This window comes from Curtobacterium sp. MCBD17_013 (assembly GCF_003234565.1).
Classification (GTDB): domain Bacteria; phylum Actinomycetota; class Actinomycetes; order Actinomycetales; family Microbacteriaceae; genus Curtobacterium.
This window is the reverse complement of sequence record NZ_QKTU01000002.1, coordinates 26,991-48,991: the sequence shown is the minus strand read 5'-3', so window position 1 is coordinate 48,991 and position 22,001 is coordinate 26,991. Positions and strand designations below refer to the sequence as shown.

The 22,001-nt window shown below is 72.9% G+C and carries 19 protein-coding genes; 5 read left to right on the top strand and 14 right to left on the bottom strand.

Annotated features, from left to right (window positions below):
- The first annotated feature begins 68 nt into the window (after nt 1–68).
- The 4 genes from DEI81_RS02815 (at nt 69) to DEI81_RS02800 (ending at nt 5,546) form a co-directional block, all read left to right on the top strand.
- Nucleotides 69–1,070 carry an SDR family oxidoreductase gene (locus DEI81_RS02815; RefSeq protein ID WP_111009006.1) on the top strand — a complete coding sequence of 334 codons (1,002 nt, stop codon included), beginning with the start codon at nt 69–71 and terminating at the stop codon, nt 1,068–1,070.
- 146 nt (nt 1,071–1,216) lie between these two features.
- Nucleotides 1,217–2,047 (top strand): oxidoreductase, encoded by an 831-nt coding sequence (locus DEI81_RS02810; RefSeq protein ID WP_111009332.1) that lies wholly within the window; start codon nt 1,217–1,219, stop codon nt 2,045–2,047.
- Between the two features lie 40 nt (nt 2,048–2,087).
- Nucleotides 2,088–3,473 (top strand): magnesium chelatase, encoded by a 1,386-nt coding sequence (locus DEI81_RS02805; RefSeq protein ID WP_111009331.1) that lies wholly within the window; start codon nt 2,088–2,090, stop codon nt 3,471–3,473.
- Nucleotides 3,474–3,479: 6 nt separating this feature from the next.
- Nucleotides 3,480–5,546 carry a VWA domain-containing protein gene (locus DEI81_RS02800; RefSeq protein WP_111009005.1) on the top strand — a complete coding sequence of 689 codons (2,067 nt, stop codon included), beginning with the start codon at nt 3,480–3,482 and terminating at the stop codon, nt 5,544–5,546.
- Here the strand turns inward: DEI81_RS02800 and DEI81_RS02795 are convergent.
- From DEI81_RS02795 to DEI81_RS02785, 3 genes are read right to left on the bottom strand one after another with little or no spacing between them, the layout of a single operon-like run.
- A complete protein-coding gene (locus DEI81_RS02795; protein ID WP_111009004.1) occupies nt 5,543–6,313 on the bottom strand; it encodes an SCO1664 family protein in 771 nt (256 codons plus the stop codon). The genes DEI81_RS02800 and DEI81_RS02795 overlap by 4 nt on opposite strands.
- On the bottom strand, nt 6,313–6,852 hold the full coding sequence (locus tag DEI81_RS02790; protein ID WP_111009003.1) for a DUF3090 domain-containing protein: 540 nt from the start codon (nt 6,850–6,852) through the stop codon (nt 6,313–6,315). Before DEI81_RS02790 ends, DEI81_RS02795 begins: the two co-directional genes overlap by 1 nt.
- 34 nt (nt 6,853–6,886) lie before the next feature.
- A complete protein-coding gene (locus DEI81_RS02785; protein WP_111009002.1) occupies nt 6,887–7,603 on the bottom strand; it encodes an MSMEG_4193 family putative phosphomutase in 717 nt (238 codons plus the stop codon).
- 462 nt (nt 7,604–8,065) lie between these two features.
- Between DEI81_RS02785 and DEI81_RS02780 the strand changes: the two genes are divergently transcribed.
- Nucleotides 8,066–9,556 carry a sugar porter family MFS transporter gene (locus DEI81_RS02780; RefSeq protein WP_220035620.1) on the top strand — a complete coding sequence of 497 codons (1,491 nt, stop codon included), beginning with the start codon at nt 8,066–8,068 and terminating at the stop codon, nt 9,554–9,556.
- 40 nt (nt 9,557–9,596) lie between these two features.
- On the opposite strand, the gene DEI81_RS02775 is transcribed toward DEI81_RS02780, so the two are convergent.
- The 11 genes from DEI81_RS02775 to DEI81_RS02725 form a co-directional block, all read right to left on the bottom strand.
- Nucleotides 9,597–10,277 carry a GntR family transcriptional regulator gene (locus tag DEI81_RS02775; RefSeq protein WP_111009001.1) on the bottom strand — a complete coding sequence of 227 codons (681 nt, stop codon included), beginning with the start codon at nt 10,275–10,277 and terminating at the stop codon, nt 9,597–9,599.
- Between the two features lie 74 nt (nt 10,278–10,351).
- Entirely contained in the window at nt 10,352–11,941 is a 1,590-nt protein-coding gene (locus DEI81_RS02770; protein ID WP_111009000.1) for an ABC transporter substrate-binding protein, read from the bottom strand.
- Nucleotides 11,942–12,015: 74 nt separating this feature from the next.
- Complete coding sequence (locus DEI81_RS02765; protein WP_111009329.1) at nt 12,016–12,942, bottom strand: ABC transporter permease; 927 nt, start codon at nt 12,940–12,942, stop codon at nt 12,016–12,018.
- 5 nt (nt 12,943–12,947) lie between these two features.
- Nucleotides 12,948–13,808, bottom strand: a complete 861-nt coding sequence (locus DEI81_RS02760; protein WP_111008999.1) for an ABC transporter permease — start codon at nt 13,806–13,808, stop codon at nt 12,948–12,950.
- Nucleotides 13,805–15,682: an ABC transporter ATP-binding protein gene (locus DEI81_RS02755; protein ID WP_220035618.1), complete on the bottom strand. Its 1,878-nt coding sequence runs from the start codon at nt 15,680–15,682 to the stop codon at nt 13,805–13,807. The genes DEI81_RS02760 and DEI81_RS02755 overlap by 4 nt, the downstream gene beginning before the upstream one ends.
- Nucleotides 15,679–16,584, bottom strand: a complete 906-nt coding sequence (locus DEI81_RS02750) for a polysaccharide deacetylase family protein (RefSeq protein WP_111008997.1) — start codon at nt 16,582–16,584, stop codon at nt 15,679–15,681. Before DEI81_RS02750 ends, DEI81_RS02755 begins: the two co-directional genes overlap by 4 nt.
- Nucleotides 16,581–18,137: an amidohydrolase family protein gene (locus tag DEI81_RS02745; protein WP_111008996.1), complete on the bottom strand. Its 1,557-nt coding sequence runs from the start codon at nt 18,135–18,137 to the stop codon at nt 16,581–16,583. The genes DEI81_RS02750 and DEI81_RS02745 overlap by 4 nt, the downstream gene beginning before the upstream one ends.
- Nucleotides 18,134–18,853, bottom strand: a complete 720-nt coding sequence (locus DEI81_RS02740; RefSeq protein ID WP_111008995.1) for an aspartate/glutamate racemase family protein — start codon at nt 18,851–18,853, stop codon at nt 18,134–18,136. The genes DEI81_RS02745 and DEI81_RS02740 overlap by 4 nt, the downstream gene beginning before the upstream one ends.
- Complete coding sequence (locus tag DEI81_RS02735) at nt 18,853–19,776, bottom strand: carbohydrate kinase family protein (RefSeq protein WP_111008994.1); 924 nt, start codon at nt 19,774–19,776, stop codon at nt 18,853–18,855. Before DEI81_RS02735 ends, DEI81_RS02740 begins: the two co-directional genes overlap by 1 nt.
- Nucleotides 19,769–20,986, bottom strand: a complete 1,218-nt coding sequence (locus DEI81_RS02730; RefSeq protein WP_111008993.1) for an SIS domain-containing protein — start codon at nt 20,984–20,986, stop codon at nt 19,769–19,771. Before DEI81_RS02730 ends, DEI81_RS02735 begins: the two co-directional genes overlap by 8 nt.
- Nucleotides 20,987–21,066: 80 nt before the next feature.
- A complete protein-coding gene (locus tag DEI81_RS02725) occupies nt 21,067–21,876 on the bottom strand; it encodes a BtpA/SgcQ family protein (RefSeq protein WP_181435308.1) in 810 nt (269 codons plus the stop codon).
- Nucleotides 21,877–22,001 lie beyond the last annotated feature (125 nt).

Genomic DNA, 22,001 nt, shown 5'->3' with positions numbered 1-22,001 from the left:
GCCTCCCGGCGGGTGCCAGGCTGGGAGCGTGCGCCCGGACCACGGGCGCGGACGCGAAGGAGCGGACGATGACGGGTGCCAGGGTGTTGTTCATCGGCGGGAGCGGCGCGATCAGCGCCTCCTGCACGCGGGAGGCCGTGCGGCAGGGGTTCGACGTGACCGTGCTCAACCGCGGATCGAGCGACCTGCGGGCGATCCCCGACGAGGTCACCCGGCTGACCGCGGACACGGCCGATCGGGAGGCGCTGGAGGCGGCGCTCGGAGACGCGCAGTTCGACGTGGTCGTGAACTGGGTCGTGTTCACGCCGGACCAGGTCCGTCAGGACATCGAGGTGTTCGCCGGACGGACCCGCCAGTACGTCTTCATCAGTTCCGCGTCGGCCTACCAGACGCCGGCGACCCACCTGCCGATCACGGAGTCGACCCCGCTGAAGAACCCGTACTGGGAGTACTCGCGGAACAAGATCGCCTGCGAGGAGCTCCTGCTGCAGGCCTACCGGGACGACGACTTCCCGATGACCATCGTCCGACCCTCGCACACCTACGACGAGACGCTCATCCCGTTCGACGGCGGCTGGACCGTGATCGCCCGGATGCGGGCCGGCAAGCCGGTCGTCGTCCCGGGCGACGGCACCTCGCTCTGGACGATCACCCACAGCCGCGACTTCGCCGTCGGGTTCACGGGCGTCCTCGACCGCGCCGAGGCGATCGGCGAGGCGTTCCACATCACCGGCGACGAGACCCCGACGTGGAACCAGCTGTTCACCGAGGTGGCGGCCGCTGCGGACGCGCCGGAGCCGCAACTCGTGCACGTGCCGACCGAGGCGATCCTCGCGAACGACGCGGCGTGGGGTGCGGGGGTGATCGGCGACAAGGCGAACACGATGGTGTTCGACAACGCCAAGATCCGAACGCTCGTGCCCGGGTTCGCGGCGCGCACGACGTTCCGGCAGGGCGCGCGCGAGATCGTCGCCTGGTACGACGCGCACCCCGAGCGCCAGCAGGTCGACCCCGAGAAGGACGCGCTCATGGACCGCCTCGCCGAGGCCTACGCGCCGCGGGTCGTGTGAGCGGGGACAACACCGCCCGCCTCCGCCGCGTCGCCGCGTCGGTCGACCCGCACGGAGTCCTCGCGCAGCCGCACTGGGTCCGACCCCGCGGCGGCGCCGGGTCCACCACCACGACCACCATCTCCACCACCACGGAAGGACCCACCATGGCCACCTGGCTCATCACCGGCTGCTCGACCGGACTCGGGCGCTCGTTCGCCGGGGCCGTGCTCGCCCACGGTCACAACGCCGTCGTCACCGCGCGCGACGTGACGAAGGTCGAGGACATCGCCCGCGACCACCCCGACTCCGCGCTCGCGCTCGCGCTCGACGTCACGGACGACGCGCAGGTCACCGCCGCCGTGCGGGCCGCGGAGGACCGGTTCGGTGCCGTCGACGTCCTCGTCAACAACGCCGGGTACGGGTACCGGGCGGCGGTCGAGGAGGGCGAGGAAGGACCCGTCCAGACCCTCTTCGACACCCACGTGTTCGGAACCGTCCGCACGATCAAGGCCGTGCTGCCCGGCATGCGCGGCCGCCGATCCGGCACCATCGTGAACATCTCGTCGATCGGCGCCCGCATCTCGCCCGCCGGATCCGGCTACTACGCCGCGGTCAAGGCGGCGATGGAGGCCCTGACCCTGTCGCTCCGCGCAGAGGTCGCGCCGCTCGGCATCACCGCGATGGTGGTCGAGCCCGGTGGGTTCCGGACGGACTTCGCCGGACGCTCGCTGACCCAGTCGGCCGAGCCGATCGCGGACTACGCCGAGACCGCCGGCAGACGCCGGAAGGAACACGACACCGTCCACGGCACGCAGAAGGGCGACCCGGCCAAGGCGGCGGAGGCGCTCATCACCGCCGTCGAGTCGGACGAGCCGCCGTTCATGCTCCTGCTCGGCAACGACGCGTCGGACGGCTTCCGATCCGCCCTCGACGCGCTGCGCGCGGACGCGGACACCTGGGAAGCCGTCAGCCGCAGCACCGACTTCGACGACTGACCGCCCGCCCGCGGGGGGCGGGCGTACCGTTGACGGGGTGATGCGTCCAACGATGACCACCGTCGGCGATCTCCGCGCCTCGGGCCACCAGGCCCGGAGCGTCCGCGCCGAGATCCGTGACAACCTCCTGGCCGCCCTGCGCGCCGGTCGGGATCCCTGGCCGGGCATGCACGGGTTCGAGTCGACGGTGATCCCGCAGCTCGAGCGTGCGCTCATCGCCGGTCACGACGTCGTGCTGCTCGGGGAACGTGGCCAGGGCAAGACGCGCATCCTCCGGACGCTCGCCGGCCTGCTCGACGAGTGGACGCCCGTCATCGCCGGCTCCGAGCTCGGGGAGCACCCGTACGAGCCGATCACGACCGAGAGCGTGCGCCGGGCGGCGGAGCTGGGCGACGCCCTGCCGATCGAGTGGCGGCGCCGGGAGGACCGGTACGTCGAGAAGCTCGCGACGCCCGACACGAGCGTCGCGGACCTGATCGGCGACGTCGATCCGATGAAGGTCGCGGAGGGCCGCAGCCTCGGTGACCCCGAGACGATCCACTTCGGGCTCATCCCCCGCAGCCACCGCGGGATCGTCGCGATCAACGAACTCCCGGACCTCGCCGAGCGGATCCAGGTCGCGATGCTCAACGTCATGGAGGAACGCGACATCCAGATCCGCGGGTACGTGCTCCGCCTGCCGCTCGACGTGCTCGTCGTCGCGAGCGCCAACCCCGAGGACTACACGAACCGCGGGCGCATCATCACCCCGCTCAAGGACCGCTTCGGTGCCGAGATCCGCACCCACTACCCCACCGAGCTCGACGACGAGATCGCGGTCATCCGGCAGGAGGCCGAGTTCACCGCCGACGTGCCGGACGTGCTCGTCGAGATCCTGGCCCGGTTCACCCGCGCGCTCCGCGAGTCGAGCGCGGTCGACCAGCGCAGCGGCGTCAGCGCGCGGTTCGCGATCGCCGGTGCCGAGACCATCGCCGCCGCGGCGGTCCACCGCGCGACACGGCAGGGCGAGGACGAGGCCGTGGCGCGCCCGATCGACCTCGAGACCGCGGTCGACGTGCTCGGCGGCAAGATCGAGTTCGAGTCGGGCGAAGAGGACCGCGCGGACGACGTCCTCGAGCACCTGCTCCGCACGGCGACCGCCGAGACGGTGCGCGCGCACTTCCGAGGCATCGACTTCGGCGTGCTCGTCGACGCGCTCGAACGCGGCGGGATGGTCACCACGGGCGAGCAGGTGACCGCGCGGGACTTCCTGTCCGGCCTGCCGTCACTCGGCGAGTCCGACCTGTACGACCAGGTCGCCGACCGGCTCGGTGCGCACACCGACGGCGAGCGCGCCGGGGCGATCGAACTCGCGCTCGAGGGGCTGTACCTGGCCCGTCGCGTGAGCAAGGAGACCGGCGGGGGCGAAGCAGCGTATGGGATGTGAGGTCGCATGACGGGGACCAACCGGCGGCTCGCCCGCGACGCCCGGTACCGGAAGTACGCCGGCGGCCCGGACCCGCTCGCGCCGCCCGTCGACACGAGCGAGGCCATGGACGCCATCGGTCAGGACGTCATGGCCGGGTACTCACCCGAGCGCGCGATGCGGGAGTTCCTCCGCCGCGGTGGTCGTGACCAGGCCGGGCTCGACGACCTCGCCCGCCGTGTCGCCGAGCGTCGACGCGAACTGACGCGCAAGCACAACCTCGACGGCACGCTCGAGGAGATCCGCGAGCTGCTGGACCAGGCCGTCACGCAGGAGCGCGGCCAGCTGGCGCGTGACGTGGAGATGGACGACGGCGTCCGCGCCCTCGCCCAGATGCAGCTGGACAGCCTCCCGTCCTCCCCCGCCGCGGCGGTGAGCGAGCTCAGCGACTACCGGTGGCAGAGTCCGCAGGCGGCCGCGGCCTACGGGCGGATCAAGGACCTGCTCGGGCGCGAGATGCTCGACCAGCGGTTCGCCGGGATGAAGCAGGCGCTCGAGAACGCCACCGACGCCGACCGGGCCGCGATCAACGACATGCTCACCGACCTGAACGAACTGCTCGACGCGCACGCGCGGGGGGCCGACACGCCGGAGCAGTTCGAGGACTTCATGGCGAAGCACGGGGCGTTCTTCCCCGAGGCGCCGGTGGACATCGACGAACTGCTCGACGCCCTCGCCGCCCGAGCCGCGGCCGCCCAGCGCATGCGGAACTCGATGACCCGGGAGCAGCGGGACGAGCTCGACGCGCTGGCGGCCCAGGCCTTCGGCTCCCCCGACCTGATGCAGTCCCTCGCGCAACTCGACGGGAACCTCCGCGCGCTCCGTCCGGGCGAGGACTGGGGCGGGGGCGAGCGCATGGACGGCGACGAGGGTCTCGGGCTCGGCGACGGGACCGGAGTGTTCCAGGACCTGGCGGACCTCGACCAGCTCGCCGACCAGCTCGCGCAGTCGCACAACGGGTCACAGCTCGACGACCTCGACCTCGACGCGCTCCGGCGGCAGCTCGGTGAGGAGTCCGCGGTCGACGCACGGACGCTGCAGCAGCTCGAGAAGGCCCTCCGCGACACCGGGGCACTCAAGCGCGGACTCGACGGGCAACTCCGTTTGACACCCAAGGCCATGCGACAGCTCGGCACGGCGCTGCTCCGCGACGTCGCCGAGAAGATGAGCGGCCGCACGGGAGGCCGCGACCTGCGGAGCGCTGGAGCCGCGGGCGAGCGCTCCGGCGCGACGAGGGCCTGGGCGTTCGGGGACACCGAGCCGTGGGACGTCACGCGCACGATGACGAACGCCCTGACGCGCACCGCTGGCGAGGGGCGCGCGATCGGTTCCGGCGTCCGGTTGACGATCGACGACGTCGAGGTGCAGGAGACCGAAGCGCGGACACAGGCGTGCGTGGCGCTCCTCGTCGACACGTCGTTCTCGATGGCGATGGAGGACCGCTGGGTGCCGATGAAGCGCACCGCGCTGGCCCTGCACACGCTCATCACGAGCCGGTTCCGCGGCGACGACCTGCAGCTCATCGGGTTCGGGAGGACCGCCGAGGTCATGGAGATCGAGCAGCTCGTGGGGCTCGACGCGCAGTGGGACAAGGGCACGAACCTGCACCACGCGCTGCTCCTGGCGAACCGGCACTTCCGGAAGCACCCGAACGCGCAACCGGTGCTGCTCGTCGTGACGGACGGCGAGCCGACCTCGCACCTCGAGCCGGGCGGTGAGGTGTACTTCGCCTACCCGCCGGATCCGCTGACGATCGCCCACGCGATCCGCGAACTCGACACGTCGACGCGCCTGGGAGCGCACACGAGCTTCTTCCGTCTCGGCGACGACCCCGGGCTCGCCCGGTTCATCGACGCCATGGCGAAGCGCGCGGGCGGGACCGTCGTCGCACCGGAGGCCGACGACCTCGGGGCCGCGGTGGTCGGGTCCTACCTCGGTTCGAGACGCGGCGGCTTCGGCGCCGCCGGGTTCGACGACGCCTTCGGCGGCGGCTGGGGGCGCGGACAGCAGGGGCGCGGCGGCTGGGACCGCTAGAACAGCGGCCAGGGCAGCGCGGGCATCGGCCCGTGCGGCGCCGGGAAGCGACCACGCGCCGCCAAGCGGGCGCACCGGCCGGCGAACGCCCCGATCTCCTCGGCGCTCAGGTACGCGATGAGCGTCTCGGCGAGGTCGCCCTCGAGCCCGGCGCGGACGCGGTCGAGACCGGCCAGCTCGTCGTCCGTCAGTTCCTCGCCCACCCAGCCCCAGAGCACGGTCCGGAGCTTGTGCTCCTGGTGGAAGGTCAACCCGTGGTCCACCCCGTGGCGATGACCGTCGGGCATCGCGAGGACGTGCGCGCCCTTCCGGTCCGCGTTGTTGACGACGACGTCGAACACGGCCATGCGCCGGAGTGCGACGGAGTCCTCGTGGACGAGGGTCACGGGTCGGCCGGTCTCGTCGTCCCCGTCGAGGACCTCGCGCCAGCCGTCGTCCGGGACCTGGTCCGAGGGGACGAGGTCGACCGGGTCCTGGTCCGGGTCGACGTCCTGCCAGAGCTGCACCATCCCCGCGCCGAGCGGGCCGTCGCGGAGCCACGTGCGCGGGACGACGTCCCATCCGAACGCCTCGGACACCAGGTAGGCCGCGACCTCGCGGTGCGCGAGGTCGCCGTCCGGGAAGTCCCACAGCGGGCGCTCCCCCGACACCGGCTTGTACACGACCGTGGTGTCGCCGATGGTCCCCAGGAAGGTGGCGTTCGAGGCGGTCGTGATGCGCCCGCTGATCTCGAGGTCCGCGGTGAGGAGGTCGGGCCCCTCGGGCATCAGCGCTCGCCGAGCACCGGGCAGACGTGCCCGTCCGGGTCCATGGGGGTGCCGCAGAACGGGCACATCGCTCGACCGGCGCCGACGACCTCGAGCGTGCGCTCGGCGAAGGCGCGCGCCGTCCCGACCGGGATGCGCACCACGAGCATCTCGGCGGGTTCGTCGGGGACGTCGTCGTCGTCCGCGGTGTCGATGGGGAACGCCTCGATCACGACCTGCGACGTCGTCGGGTCCCACCCCAGCGTCATCGCACCGGCTCGGAACTCCGGCTCCACGGGCTGGTCGAGCGGCTCGTTGTCGACGAGCTCGACAGGTGTCCCCGAAGGGACGCTGACGGGGTTGCCCGCCGTCGTCATCAGCTGGTCGAGGATCTCGCCGATCTTCTCGGCGAGGGCAGCGGACTGTTCCTTCTCGAGGGCGACGCTGACGACCCGCGAGCCGGACCGGACCTGCAGGTAGAACGAGCGCGATCCCGGTCGGCCGACGGTGCCGACGACGACGCGATCGGGCCAGTCGAACCCGTGCACGATGGTGGGCATGCGTCCATCCTACGAGCGTCCGGTCGGACCCCGGTCAGCGAGGGGCGGGGCCGTCGGCCGTCGGTTCCGGATGCCCGGCACCGCCGCCCACCGGGGCGTCCGCGGCGGGTGCCGGCGCGCGCAACCAGGACAGGTCACCCGAGTCCGTGTTCGTGGCGACGACGTCCGGACGGGCGGTGCCGTACCGGATGATCGACACCGACGCCGGCCCGACCGAGATCCGCTGGAAGAGGTCGAGGTGCATGCCGAGGGCGTCCGCGATCACGGACTTGATGACGTCGCCGTGACTCACCGCCGCCCAGACCGCGCCCGGACCGTGCTCGGCCTCGAACCGGGCGTCGTGGCGCCGGATCGCCGCGACGGCGCGTGCCTGCATCGCCGCCATGGACTCGCCGCCCGGGAACACCGCGGCCGACGGTTGCGACTGCACGACCGACCACAGAGCCTCCTTCGCGAGTTCGCCGAGGGCGCGCCCCTGCCAGTCCCCGTAGTCGCACTCCGTGATGCCACGGTCCGCCAGGGTGGTGGGTGATCCGGTCTGGAGGTCCGTCACGGCCCGCGCCGTCTGACGGCAGCGCTCGAGGGGGCTGGTGACGACGCCGACGAGCGGCACGACGGCGAGTCGCTCGGCCGTGCGTCGCGCCTGCGACCGTCCGACGTCGTCGAGCGCCACGCCCGCCGCCCGCCCCGCCAGGACACCGGAGGCGTTGGCGGTGGTGCGGCCGTGGCGGACGAGGATGACGGTGGCCATGCGGTCCAGCCTAAGCGGCGCGCCGTGGTCGTGGAGATGCATGCAAGGGCGTGGACCGCGCGATCCGGATGGTCCGGTGGAGGGAGTTGGGCCTCCCGATCGCAGATCGTAGAGTCGTGGAACCGGGCTGTTCAGCAGTCTCGTCGCCACGACGGCCTCCGCGATCCGCGGAACGCTGGCACAGCGAGGCGGTCCGGCAGCGATGAGGTGTCCACAGCCTCGTGAAGGGCTGGTCGCATGACCGCCGTCCGTTCCTTCCTCACCGACTCCGACCGGTTCGCCGGTGTTCCGCGGAACCCCGCACTCCACTGCGCCGAGCAGACCCGAACACGATCCGGCCGCGGCGACCACACGCGACGGCCCGCCCACTCGGCCTGACGCCGGGCGGCGGCGGCGCGCGACGCGGCGCCCGGGCCTCCCGGCCGTGACCGCGCTCGGCCGGACCGCCGTACCGTGTGCGCGGTGACGACCGCGACCAAGGGCAGGGGCATCCCCGACGAGATCGATCGCGAGGGCCGGTCCGACGACGAGGTGGCGTCCGCCACGCGCGGGCACGTCCGGCGCATCGCGCTGATCGCGGCGCTCGGCGGTCTGCTCTACGGCTACGACACCGGTGTGATCTCCGGGACGTTGATCTCGATCGGCAAGGACTTCGGGATCGGCAACGGGGTGAAACAGCTCATCACGGCGGCGATCCTCGCCGGTGCCGTCCTCGGCGCGTTCTGCAGCTCCTGGCTCTCACGTCGCATCGGTCGGCGTCGGACGATCATGATCGTGGCGGCCGTGTTCGTGCTCGGCGTCGTGTTCGCCGGGCTCTCCCCCGGCCCCACGACCCTCGTGCTCAGCCGCCTGTTCCTCGGCCTCGCCGTCGGCGGGTCGACGCAGGTCATCCCGACGTACGTCGCCGAGCTGTCGCCCCGGGAGCGGCGCGGGCGGATGGTCACCCTGTTCAGCTGTGCCATCGGCATCGGCATCCTGTCGGCCGCGTTCGTCAACGTCGCGCTCGACGACGTGCTGTCCTGGCGTTGGCTCATCATGCTGTCCGGTGTGCCCGCCATCGTGCTGTTGCTCGGCATGTTCGTGCTCCCCGAGAGCCCCCGATGGCTCGTTCACGCGGGCCGGGACGACGACGCGGGGACGGTCCTCCGGTGGGTGCGGCGGTCCCCCGCCGACGCGGGTGACGAGCTCGACGACATCCGGTCCGTCGCCGACCGTGAGCAGAACGGAGGCACCGGCGGGGGCGCGGCGTGGTCGCAGCTCCGGGAGCGGTGGGTGCGGCCCGCGCTCGTCGCGGGGGTCGGCGTCGCGATCCTGACGCAGATCACCGGGCTCGAGATGATGATCTACTACACGCCGACGATCCTGACGCAGGCCGGGTTCCCGCATGCGTTCGCACTCTGGGCGAACGTCGGGGTGGGTGCGGTGTACCTGCTCATGACGTTCATCGGCAGTCGGCTCGTGGACCGGATCGGCCGTCGGCGGCTCCCCCTGCTCACGCTCCCGTTCTCGGCGGCGAGCCTGGCGGCGTTCGGGGCGCTGTTCCTGTTCGGGGGCGACCACCTCAACCCGGTGCTCAGTCTCCTGTTCCTGCTCCTGTTCATGTTCTTCCAGTCCGGGGGTCTGCAGGTCATCGGCTGGTTGCTCGAATCGGAGCTCTACCCGCTCACCGTCCGACCGGCCGCGACGAGTCTGCAGGCGATGACGCTGTGGGGTTCCGACCTGCTCGTGACCGTCACGGCCCTGACGCTCGTGCTGTGGCTCGGGCTCGGCGGCGCGATGTGGGTCTACGCGGGGCTCAACGTGGTCGCCTGGGTGTTCATCTTCTTCCGCCTGCCCGAGACGAAGAACCGGTCGCTCGAGGACATCGAGCGGTCCCTGCGCGACGGCGTGTTCCTGCCCCGTGTGGGGCGGCGGAAGGCGGCGCGGGATGCGGAGGGCGCCGCGGCGTCGTGACGCCGGCGCGCTGACCTGCGCGCGACACGGCCCGCGGCGGTCAGTCGCGTGGGTGGAGTGCGGCGATCGACGGCATCCGGTCGCGCTCGATGTGGGAGTACGCCAGCGCCTCCGCCATCCGCTCGTCGCCGCGTTCGATCGCGGCGGCGAGTTCGACGTGGTCGTGGAACGCGTCGTGCACGTCGAGTTCGCTCGTCAGGTAGAACAGCCACTGCACGCGACCGGAGACCGACCGCATCGAGGCCTGCATGAGCGTGTTGCCGGTCATCTCCACGATCACCTCGTGGAACCGCGTGCTCGCCGCGGCGATCGCGTACGGGTCCCCGTCGTCGACCACGGCGTGCGAGTGCTCGAGCGCCTCGTGCAGTGCGTCGACGGAGGCACCACCCGCGACGGCGCGGGCGGCGTGGCGGGCCGCCCCGACCTCGAGGACCTCACGGAGGTCGAAGAGGTCGTGGACGAGGCGGGAGGTCCACGTCGCGACGACCGCTCCGCGTCGGGGCGTCGTGACGACGAACCCCTCGGACTCGAGCATCGGGACGGCCTCGCGCAGCGGGACGCGGGAGACCGCGAGCTCGTCGGCGATCCGGACCTCGGGCAGCTTCTGCCCCTGCGGGTACTCGCCGCGGATGATCGCCTCGCGGAGGCGCGCGTGGATCCGCAGTGGGAGCGACGGCGCGGCGGGGACGGTGGCCAGGGCGGCGATCTCGGGAGGGGTCATCAGGTCGATCTTCCTGGAAGCGGTGGACGGGGGGAAGGGACGCGGGCGCCGGCGTGCACCGGCGCCCGCGGACCTCACCCGGCGATGCCGAGCTTGCTGAAGTCCAGCTCGTTCGCGCCGATGTTGTGCGACTTCGCGACGCCGGTCAGCCACTTCTGCGCGACGACCCAGTCCTTGTTGTAGGAGAGGTTGTAGTAGCAGCCGGTCTGGGCGTACTGCTCGGCCGCGGCGACGTACGCGCTGACGTCGCCGGTCTGCACGGCGTGGTCGAGCTTCTGGTCGACCGCCGGGACGTCGCAGCCGAAGTAGTCGATGCCGCCCGACTTGTCCCAGAAGACGTGGCCCCACATGTACGGGGAGCCGCCGTCCGGCCCGTTGTTGCCGTCGAAGAACGCGTCCGGGCCCGTGGTCGGGTCGTTGATCCACCCGAACACCTGGGACGTCGGGTACGACTTCGCCGTGGCCGTGATGCCGTCGGCCTGGAGCTTCGCCGCCTGGATGTTCGCCATCTGCTGGGCGTTCGTGTTGCCGCTCGCGTAGCCGATGGTCATCGTGGTGCCGGACGGCAGCGTCTTCGCGTACGACTTCATCGCCGAGGGCTCGTACGTGATCGTCTGCTCGTCCTTGCCGCCCGGGATCATGCCCTTGGCGTAGAGGGTCGTCGCCGGCTCGGAGCGGCTGCCGAGCACCTGCTTGACGATCGACTTCTGGTCGATGCTCTCGAGGAACGCGAGTCGGGCCTGTTTGCTGCTGAAGAACGACTTGGTCGGGTTCACGGTGACCAGGGCGGACTGCAGCGTGGGGAGCATGTAGCTGGCGTACTGCTTGCTGTCCTCGTACTTGGACAGGCTCGACGAGGGCAGTGCGGCGACGATCGCGGACACGTCCCCGCGGTCGAACGCGAGCTGCAGCGCCGAGGCGTCCGAGTAGATCGGCAGCTTCACCGTGGTGAACGGCGACTTCGTGCCCCAGTACCCGGCGTAGCGGGACAGGGTCCACGAGGTGCCGGGGTCGGCCGAGCTGATCTCGTACGGACCCGTCCCGACGTCGTGGGTCTGCAGGTAGGTCTGCGCGTCGTCCGATCCGGCGTGCTTCTGCAGCGCGGTCGGCGACTCCATCTTCGGGCCGAACGGCGAGGCGAGGTAGTCCAGGAACGCCGAGTTCGGGGCGTCGAGGGTCACCACGGCGGTCGAGGCGTCCGGCGTCGCGACGCTCTCCACGCCCTGCACCATGTACGCGGCGCCGCCCTTGACGGCGATGCGTCGGTCGAAGGCGACCTTGACCGCCGCCGAGGTGAAGGGGGTGCCGTCGTGGAAGGTGACGCCCTTGCGGAGGTGGAACGTGTAGACGGTGTTGTCGCCGCTCACGGTCCACGACGTCGCCAGGCGGGGCGCGATCTTCACCGAGTCGGTGTCGTTCGCGTACTGCACGAGCCCCTCGTACGTGTTGAGCACGATCGCGAGGCCGTTGTTCGCGTAGTAGATGTCGGGGTCCGGCGGCTGGCCGATGTCGCCCAGCAGACCGACGGTGAGCGTGCCGTTCTCCGGTGCGGCGTTCGGGCTCGAGCCGCCACCTCCGGAACAGGCCGCGAGGGCGAGGAGCGGGACGGCCGCGGCCGCGACCAGCGCGATGCGGGTCCGCCGACGGAGTGAGCTGAGCCTCACGGTGTCTCCTTCATGGGATGGGGTGGTGCGTTCTGGGTGGGATGGGGTGGAGCTGGCCGAGGTCGCTCGCGTTGTCAGGCGAGACGCGGGTCCGCAGCGGTCTGGAGGACGTCGGCGACCGTGTTCACGACGACGTAGACCGCGCCGAGCACGAGCGTCACCGCGGCGATGGCCGGGTAGTCGGAGGTCGGGATGCTGTTGGCGAGGTAGTTGCCCATGCCGGGCCAGCTGAACACCTGCTCGACGACGACGTCGCCGGCGAACATGAACCCGAGCTGGAGGCCCGCCATCGCCAGGGCGGGACCGATCGCGTTCCGCACGACGTGCCGGGCGAGCACGGCCCCCTCGCCGAGGCCCTTCGACCGAGCGGTCCGGACGTGGTCGGCCACGAGCGTCGTCTCGAGGCCGGCCCGCAGGATGCGCCCGATCGCGAGTGCCGGTGCGATCGCGAGCACGGTCGCGGGCAGGACGAGGTGCGACACCGCGGACCCGACCCCGCCGGTGCCCTGCCCGGAGGCGGGGAGCCAGTCGAGCTGCGCGTAGAACAGGATGATCCCGCCGAGTGCGAGCAGGAACGGCGGTGCGGTCGCCGCGAGGAGCAGCGCTCCCCGGTAGACGCCCGCGAACGGCCAGCGGAGGGCCGCGGAGGCCGCGAACAGCCCGGCCAGCACGAGCGCGATCACGAACGCGGCGAGCACGAGCTCGACGGTCGCGGGGAACGCCGATGCGAGGTCGGTGGCGACGGCCCGGTGCGTCCGGTACGACGTCCCGAAGTCACCGTGCAGGGCCCCGGCGATGAACCGCACGAACTGCACCGGCAGCGGGTCGTCGAGGCCGAGGCGGTGGCGTTCCGCGTCGACGGCCTGCCGTGACGCGTTCGCGCCGAGTGCCGCGCGGGCCGGGTCGCCGGGCGAGATCTGCTGGAGCAGGAACACGACGGCGCTGAGCACGAGCAGCACGGCCACGAGGGACCCGAGACGACGGAGCAGGAAGCGGATCACGCTCGTCACCTCCTGGACCCGACGAGCGTGCGGATGCCGTCGCCGGCGAGGTTCGCGACGAGGCTGAGGACGAGCACGGCGACGCCGGGGACGACGGGCACCCACCACGCGCTGAGGAGCAGCTGCGTGTTCGCGGCGGTGTCGGCGCCGAGCTCGGGTGCGGGTGACGGCGCGCCGAGACCGAGGAACGACAGCCCGGCGAGCAGGAGCACGACGTTGCCGATGTCGAGGCTCGCGGTGACGATGGCGGTCGGCACGGCGGCGGGGAGCACGTGCCGGAACACGAGCCGTGTCCGGCCGACCCCGGCCACCCGGGCCGCCTCGACGTGGGGACGGGCGACGGTGGCGCGGATCTCGGACCGGATGATGCGTGCGTAGTAGGGCCACCACACGACCGAGATGCCGATGAGCGTGTTCGTGATGCCGGGTCCGAGCGCCGCGACGATCGCGATGGCCACGAGCGTGGACGGCAGCGCGAGGAACAGGTCGGTGACCCGCATGAGCACGCTGTCGACCCACCCGCCGGCGACGCCCGCCGCCACGCCGACCACGCCGCCGACGACGAGGCCGACCGCGACGACGGCGAGTGCCGAGAACCAGGACGTCTGGAGGCCGTACAGCGTGCGCGAGAGGATGTCGCGCCCGATCGAGTCGGTACCGAGCAGGTGTCCCGGCGACCCGAGCGGGAGTTGCACGCCGCCGACCGGCTGGATCGGGTCGTCGGGCGCGATGAGGCGGGCGACGATCGCGACGACGGTGAGTGCGCCGAGCAGCCCGACGAGCACCCATGCCGTGGTGCGTCCGGCGTGCACGCCGCTCGTGAACGCCGCGGGTGAGAACCGGCGGGTCGCGACGACGGCGCTCACCGGGCCACCGCGATCTCGGGGACCGACGCGACGAGCGTGCGGGTGTACGGCTCACGTGGGTCGCCGATGACGGCGTCGGCGGCGCCGAGTTCGACGATGCGGCCGCGCTCGACGACGGCGATCCGGTCGCCCATGAGCCGGGCGACCGCGAGGTCGTGCGTGACGAACAGGACGGTCATGGCGAGTTCCTCCCGCATGTCCCGGATGAGGTTGAGGGTGGTCGCGGCGAGCGAGGCGTCGAGCGCGCTCGTCGGTTCGTCGCACAGGAGCACGGCGGGCCGCACGACGGTCGCTCGGGCGAGCGCGACGCGCTGCCGTTGCCCACCGGACAGGTCGGAGGGGCGGAGCCGTGCGACCGATGCGGGGAGACCGATGGCGTCGAGGGCCTCGGACACGCGTCGGTCGGTCTCGGTGCGGCCGAGCCGCTGCGGGCGGAGCCGCTCGGCGAGCGTCTCGCCGACCGTCATCCACGGGGTGAGTGACGACCCGGCGTCCTGGAACACCATCTGCGCGCCGCCGTCGGCGACCCGGATGTGTCCGGACCGGACGGGCACGAGGCCGGCGATCGCGCGGAGGATCGTCGACTTGCCCGAACCGCTCTCGCCGACGATCGCGAGTGACGCACCGGCGGCGACGTCGAAGCGCATGCCGCGCACGGCCTCCACCGTGCGTCGCCGTCGACCGTGGCCGGTGACGTACGTGCAGACGACGTCGTCGACGACGACCGCCGGGGCGGGGGCCGTGCCGTCACCGACGCGGGCGGCACCGGCCGGTGCAGCGCGGGTGGCGACCGGCCGGGAGGCGCGGCCCGGGCCGGGTGCGACCGCGGCGGTCCGCGGCGTGGCCGCGTCGGTGCGCACGACCTCGGCCGGGGCCCAGCACGCGGCTGCGTGGCCCGACGCGGGCACCGAGGCGTCGAGCCCGGGGGTCTCGGCGACGCACCGGTCGAACGCGAGGGGGCACCGTGCGCGGTACGGGCAGCCGACGAGGCGTTGCTCGGGCGTCAGCGTGTCCGGTGGCAGGGTCGGGAGCCGGACGTCGCGGTCGAGACCGAGCGACAGGCGGGACCGCATGAGGCCGGCCGTGTACGGGTGCGCGGGGGCGGTGAGCACGGCGTCCGTGGGACCGACCTCGGCGAGGCGTCCCGCGTACATCACGGCGATCCGGTCGGCGATCTGGGCCGCGACGCCGAGGTCGTGGGTGATGAGGAGGACGCTGCAGCCCTGCTCGTCGCGGAGTTCGCGGAGCAGGTCGAGCAGCTGCGCCTGCACGGTGACGTCGAGCGCGGTGGTGGGCTCGTCCGCGACGACCAGGGCGGGCCTCCCGGCCATCGCGATCGCCGCCATGACGCGCTGGCGGAGGCCACCGGAGAGCTCGTGCGGGTAGACGCTGAACCGCATCGCGGGGTCGGGCACGCCCATCGCGTCGAGGAGGGCGATCGAGCCGGCGCGGTCCTGCCCGGCCTCGACGATCTGACGGCCGACGCGCATCGTCGGGTTGAGCGACGTCATCGGGTCCTGGAACACGGCGCCGAGCGCGGTGCGCCGGGCACGAGCGCGTTCGGCGTCGGTGCCGTGGGCCATGTCGGTGCCCTGCACCCGGACCTCGCCGCTGATGTGCGGACGGGCGGCGTCCGGCAGGAGCCCGAGCAGGCTCATGGCGAGCATGCTCTTGCCGGAGCCGGACTCCCCCACGAGCCCGACGATCTCGCCGCGGGCGATGTCGAGGTCGACGCCGCGCAGCACCGCGCTGCGGGCGCCGTCACGTTCGAGCGACACGTGCAGGTCCCGGATCGACGCCGTCACGCCGCCCGTCGTGGCCGCCGCGCCCGTGGCCGTGCCTCCAGCGTTCGGGGTGTCCATGGGGTCGCTCACGCCGTCACCTCCGTCGTCGCGAGGTGCGCCGCGATCGCCCGCGGTTGGGTGAACCAGACGCGGTCCCGGTGTGCGGTCATGTGCTGCAGGGCCCGGTCGAGAGCACGGAGGCGGAACGGGGCGCCGGAGATGAACGAGTGCACGACGACGCTCATGACGAGCGGCTGCTCCTCGGAGCGTTCCAGGAGCTCGTCGAACTCGTCGACCACCATGTCGGCGAACTCCGACGCCGACGCGCCGCGGCCGACGATCGTCGTGCTGTCGTTCACCTCGAGCGCGTACGGCAGCGCCACGATCTGGCCGGCAGCGGTCGTGATCGGCACGGGGCGGTCGTCGAGACGCAGGTCGAGGAGGTAGCGGTACCCGCTCGCGACGAGGTTGTCGAGCGTCGAGGGCGTGTGGGTCAGCCAGGGGCTCGACCAGCCGCCCGGCGCCTCGCCCTCCTCGGCGGCGATCCGGTCGGCCACGGCGGCGACGTACGCGGCCTCCTCGGCGCTCGACATGGCCCCGAGCGAGTCGGAGTTCGAGATGCCGTGCCCGACGAACTCCGCGCCCAGGGCCCGGGCGGCGCGGATGAGGTCCGGCGCGGCGTCGTACACGGCGGTGTTGAGGAGCACGGTGGGTGGGATGCCCGCACGGTCGAGACGCTCGAGCAGGCGGAACGCCCCGACGCGGTTGCCGTAGTCCCGCCACGAGGTGTTGACGAGGTCCGGCGCGGTGACGTCCGGCACGATGTCCTCGGTCGCTCCGACGCCGAAGCGGTACTCCTCGAGTCCGACGGCGACGTAGACGGCCAGGCGTCGGCCGTCGGGCCAGTCCCGGCCGGGCGCGTCGGTGATCGGCCGGTAGTCCCAGAAGCCGTGACCCGGGGCCGTGTCGGTGCGGGTGTCGTCGTGCGTCATGCTGTCGTCCTGTCCGTGGCGATCCACCTGGTCATGCCCACGTCGGTGCGGGCGGCCCGCCGCACCACGGCGTCGTACGCCGGGTACAGGGCGTCGGCCGCGGCCCACGTGCGTTCGAGCGCGGGACGCCGGGCTGCGTGCAGCTCCCGGGCCTCCGCGAGGAGTGCGGCCTCGTCGACCGAGACCACGCGGCCGCCCTCGGCGACGATCCGACCGGCGACGACCGTCATCCGGACGCTGCCGCCGGACTCGCAGTAGACGAGTTGGCCGCGGAGGTCGTTGAACGGCGTGAACGCCGGCGCGTGCAGGTCGAGCAGCGCGAGGTCCGCCTGCGCGCCCTCGGCGACGCGGCCGATCCGGCCGCGCTCGGCGTTCCGCCCGTCGCGGCGCATCGCGGCGGCGCCGCCCTCCCAGAGCGCGTCGAGGACCTCGGCCGGGAGCGGCCAGCGGTCCGCGTCGAGCCCGGCGACGTTGTGGATGAGACCGGCCTGCTTGACGACGCCCCAGGTGTTGACGGTGTCGTCGCAGATCGCCTCGTCGACGCCGAGCGCGATCCGGATGCCGCGGTCGCGCATGGCGCGGAACGGCATGACGCCGCTGCCGAGCCGCAGGTTGCTCACCGGGTTGTGCGCCACGACGGCGTCCGCTGCGGCGATGAGGTCGAGGTCGTGCTCGTCGACCCACACCGCGTGGATGACGTTGACGCGGTCGCTGAGCAGCCCGAGGTCCGCGGTGTACCGGACGAGGCTCCGCCCGGCGAACCGTTCCTGCCCGCTGCCCGGCGCGGAGAGGGCACGCTGCGTGCGTGTCTCGAGCATGTGGGCGAAGAGCGGGACGTCGTGCGTACGGCTGAGGTCGTCGAGCGCACCGAAGTACTCCGGGCTCACCCGCTGGGGCGCCGAGATCGACACCGCTGCGGTGAGCCGGCCGTCGGCAGCGCCGTGCCACCGCCGGAACAGGTGGTCGTACGCGGCCAGGAGTTCCGGTGCCGCGGCCGGTGCCGGCGCGTGGAGTGCCGCGGCCAGCGCGTCGTCGGCGTCGTCGAGGAACGGGAGCTTGTCGGCGTCGGCGAGCTCCGGCTGGTCCAGGGCGACGCTCGCGCGGATGCCGCTGTCCTCGTACGCCTGCATGACGGCGTCGATGACGTCGGGATCGGGCGCCGGCATGAGGAACGCGTCGTCCTGCACGCTCGTCGTCCCGGTCCGGAGCATCTCGAGCGCGCCGAGCATCGTCCGGAGGTACGCCTCGCGCGGGGTCGGGGCGAGGTCGGGGTCCGCGGGCGACTCGTAGAGCATGAAGGTCTCGAGCGGACGACTGGGGAACGCGCCCTTGAGGTGGTTCGCCGGCGAGTGGAAGTGCGCGTTGACCAGTCCCGGGACGAGGACGTGGTGCCCCCCACCGGCGACCATCCGCGCGTCCGCCGGAGCCTGCTGCCGAGCCGCCGGGCCGATCGCACGCACGGTGTCCTCGACGACCAGGAGATCGGTCGGACCGACCATGCCTGCGGGTGTCTCCGGTGCCCAGACGAACACGTCGGTGAACAGCACGCTCATGCCCAGACCTCGCTCGTGGTCGGGGACCCCGTCGGCGCGGCCCAGGTGTTCGCACGCGAGGTCGTCAGCCCCTGCGCGAGCAGCCCCTCGACCGCGGTCGTGGCGGCGGCGACACCGTCGACCACCGGCACGCCGAGCGCGTCCCCGAGGCCGGACACCAGGTCCGTGAGTCCTGCGCAGCCGAGCACGATGGCCTCCGCACCGTCCGCGACGAGCGCGTGCCGTGCCTCCCGGGCGAACGCGTCGAAGGCGGGACCGGCGCCGGTCTCGATCTCCTCGACCGCCACGTCGACGGCGCGGACGACGCAGCGGTGCCCGAGGCCGAGCGACGCGACCACGCGGTCGGTCATCGCGATGGTCCGCGGGGGCATCGTGATGACGGTGAACCGGTGGGCGAGGAGCGCGGCGGTCTGGAGCGCTGCCTCCGTCATGCCGACGACCGGTCCGCGGGCGCGCTCACGAGCGGCCGGGAGGCCCGTGTCGCCGAAGCAGGCGACGACGTAGCCGTCGACCCCGTCGCGTTCGCCCTGCTCCACCTGCGCGAGCACACCGGCGGCGCCGAACACCTCGTCGACGTGGGTCTCGACGGTCGCCGGCGCACCACTGGAGTGGCTCGCGGTCAGGACGGTGTCCGGGCGCGCGACCGCGCGGGCGGCGGCGAGGACGGCGTCGGTCATCGGCAGGCTCGTGTTCGGGTTGAGGAGTCGGACGTGCATCAGGCGGCCCCGGTCGTCGCGGCGGTCGGCGCGCCACTCGGTGCGGCGGCGGCCGCGGTGCGCTCGGCGAGGAGCGCCGTGACGCCGTGTGCGCTGATCGCGACGCGGGCGGCGGCGGCGCCGACGTGGGCTGCGGTGACCGGGTCCGCGCCGGTCTGGTGCGCAGCGGCGAAGGCGCCGCAGAACGCGTCGCCCGCGCCGGTGGCGTCGACGGCGGTCACGACGTCGGTCGGCACGACGAGCGTCCGGTCCGCCGTCGCCAGGACGCAGCCGCGCTCGGCCGTCTTGATCACGACGAGGTCCGCCCCGGCGGCGCGGAACACCGCGGCTGCCGCGACGAGGTCGTCGGTCCCCGCGAGGGCGACCGCCTCGACCTCGCTCGGCAGGAACACGTCGCACGTCGGCAGGAGCGCGAGGAGCGCGTCCTCGTTGCCCGCGACGTAGTCCTCCTGCAGGTCGAGGTAGACGGTCGCCGCGGTCGCGGTGCGGAGCCACGGGCCGAGGGCGAGCTGTGACCGGAGGCTCATGGCGGAGACGAGCACGCCCTTGGCCGTGAGCGCGGCGGGGGTGACGTCGTCCGGGTACACCGACATCGCGTCGAACGCGTCCTCGCCGTCGAGGAGGTCCCAGGTGCGGGTGCCGTCCGCGGCGTAGGTGACCCGGTTGCGGACGGTGCGTCCGTCGCGCGGCCGTGCCGACTCGACGCGGATCCCCGCGTCGGCGACGTCCTGGAGGAGCGCGGCGGGCAGGTCCGTCCCGACCGGTGCGAGCATGCGGACGTCGTCGAGCACGCGTCGCGCGGCCAGCGCCGCGAAGAGCGCGTCGCCGCCGAGTGCGGTGGTGGTCACGCCGTCGATGACGGAGTCGTCGATCGTCAGGTTGCCGACGCACAGGAGGCTCGGCGCGGCCGCGTCCTCACGCATGCGTCGCCGCCGTGGTCGTCGTCCCCGCCTCGGCCGCCACCGCGGCCTCGGCCGTGGCGAACTGCTCCATCGCGAGCAGGTAGCCGGTGAGCTGGGCCGGGAGGACCGTGAGGAGTGGGCTGATCGGCTCCGGGACCGCCGGGACGGTCACGACGTCGTCGGCGACGTCGTCGAAGTCGTGCACGCCCTCGGTCGTGACCACCGTGACGCTGCCGCCGAAGCGCTTCGCCTCGCTCGCGGTGTGCACGGCGCGCGGCACGGACGGCCCGGCGGGCGCGATCACCCAGATGGGCTCCCCCGCCTTGAGCGAGTTGTAGTGGTGGAACTCCTCGACCTGGATCGCCTCGGCGTGGTCGGGGGTGCACTCCTTGACCTTGGCGGCGCCGATGATCGCCGCGCCCCACGAGGGGCCGGCGGCCGAGAACAGGAACGCGTCGGCGGCCTGCTCTCGCTGTGCGATGGCGCGCAGGCGGGGCTCGGTCTCGGCGATGACGCGTTCCATGAGCGCGGGCACCGTGTCGAGCGCCTGCCGGAGTGCGGGGGCGGCCGCGTGCCCGCGGAGCGCACCGACGCGGATGGCGAGGTCGACGAGGAGCGCGAGCGCCGTGGTGGAGGACTGGGTGGGCCAGCCGACCCGGGTGGCTCGGAGGAGCAGGGTGCGCTCGGACTCCGTGTCGAGCGTGGAACCCGCCGTGTTCGTGATCGCGACGGTCAGGGCGCCGATGTGCTGGGCGACTAGGGCCGCCTCGACCGTCCGGGTGGTCTCCCCCGAGCTCGAGAGGGCGACGACGACGCTGCGGGTCGTCACGAGCGGTGCGAGGTAGTACGCGAGGTCGAGGCTCTGGACCGGCTCGACCGGGACCCCGAGCATGAGCTCGAGCGTCTGCCGCGCGGCGATCGCCACCGCGAGGGAGTCCCCCGCGCCGGTCACGAACACGCGGTCGACGTCCATCGCGGCGATCCGGTCCGCGAGTTCGTCGAGGGCGGCGTCGTTGGCGGCCAGGGTCTCGCGGATGCGGTCGGGCTGCGCGATGAGCTCCGGGTAGGTGGCCTCGTCCCGCGCACGCCGCTTCGGGTCGAGCGGGTGGTCCGTCGGCAGGGCGACGATCGACGCGTGCTCCGCGGCCGACACGCGCTCGACGATCTGCTGCTGGCGCGCGTCGAGCGGGCTGTCCGGGCCGATGAACGGGCTGGGCGGGGTGGTGGTCATGGTTCCTGTCCTGGGGTCCGGCGCTGGTGCTGGTGTGGGGGGGCCGTGCGGGCGAGGTGCGGGGTCGGTGTCGCCGGGCGTCAGGCGGCGGCGGGCACGAGCGCGCGGCCGAAGGCGGCGGCGATCGCGGGGTCGACGCGGGCGTCCGGGGCACTCGACCGCTTGATCGCGCTGCCGAGGATCGCGCCGTCCGCCCGGGTGACGGTCTGCGCGATGGTGTCGAGCCCGACGCGGCCACCGACGACGAAGGGCGTGTCCCCGGCGGTCGGCCGGAGGAGGTCGATGTCGTCGAGCGCGTCACCGACGCCGCTGTCCCGGGTGACGACGAGGACGTCGGCGCGGCCGAAGGCGCGGGCCTCCTGCGCGGCCCACGCGGTGCTGCCCGCGAGTGCCAGGCTCGTCGCCTCGTGCACGTCCGCCCAGACCTCGACGTCGCTGCCGAGGCGCTGGCGCATCGCGGCGACCTCGTACGCGCAGCCCTCGATCCAGCCGGTCGGACCGACGGAGACGCCGGTGAGCACCTTGACGCGGACGAACGTGGCACCGATCGCGTGGGCGATCGCGACGGCGCTCGGGCCGTCGTTGTGGCCGACGACGACACCGACCGGGACGCCGACGGCGTCGACGACCGCGGCACCGACGACCGACAGCGCCGCGACCGTGGGGGCGTCGACACGCACGGCCTGGGGCATGTCACTCGCGTCCTGCACCATGACGTGGGTGAAGCCGGCGTCCTGCAGGGCGCGGGCGTCCTCCGCGGCGCGCACCGCGATGTCGGCGACCGGGACGCCCGTGTGGTTCACGGCTCCCGGGAGCGGCGGCAGGTGCAGGACGCCGACCAGGCGGAAGCCGGTCGGGTCGGCGTCGGGGTGGCGCAGGGAGTCGGTCACGCGGGGCGCTCCTCGGGGTGGAGGGGTGGGGTGACCAAACGGTATACAGAACCGTGTTTCCGGGGTGTGAACGCGCGTTACCGGCTCGTGAAGCGATGCTGGACGCGGTACCGGGGCGCGAGGGA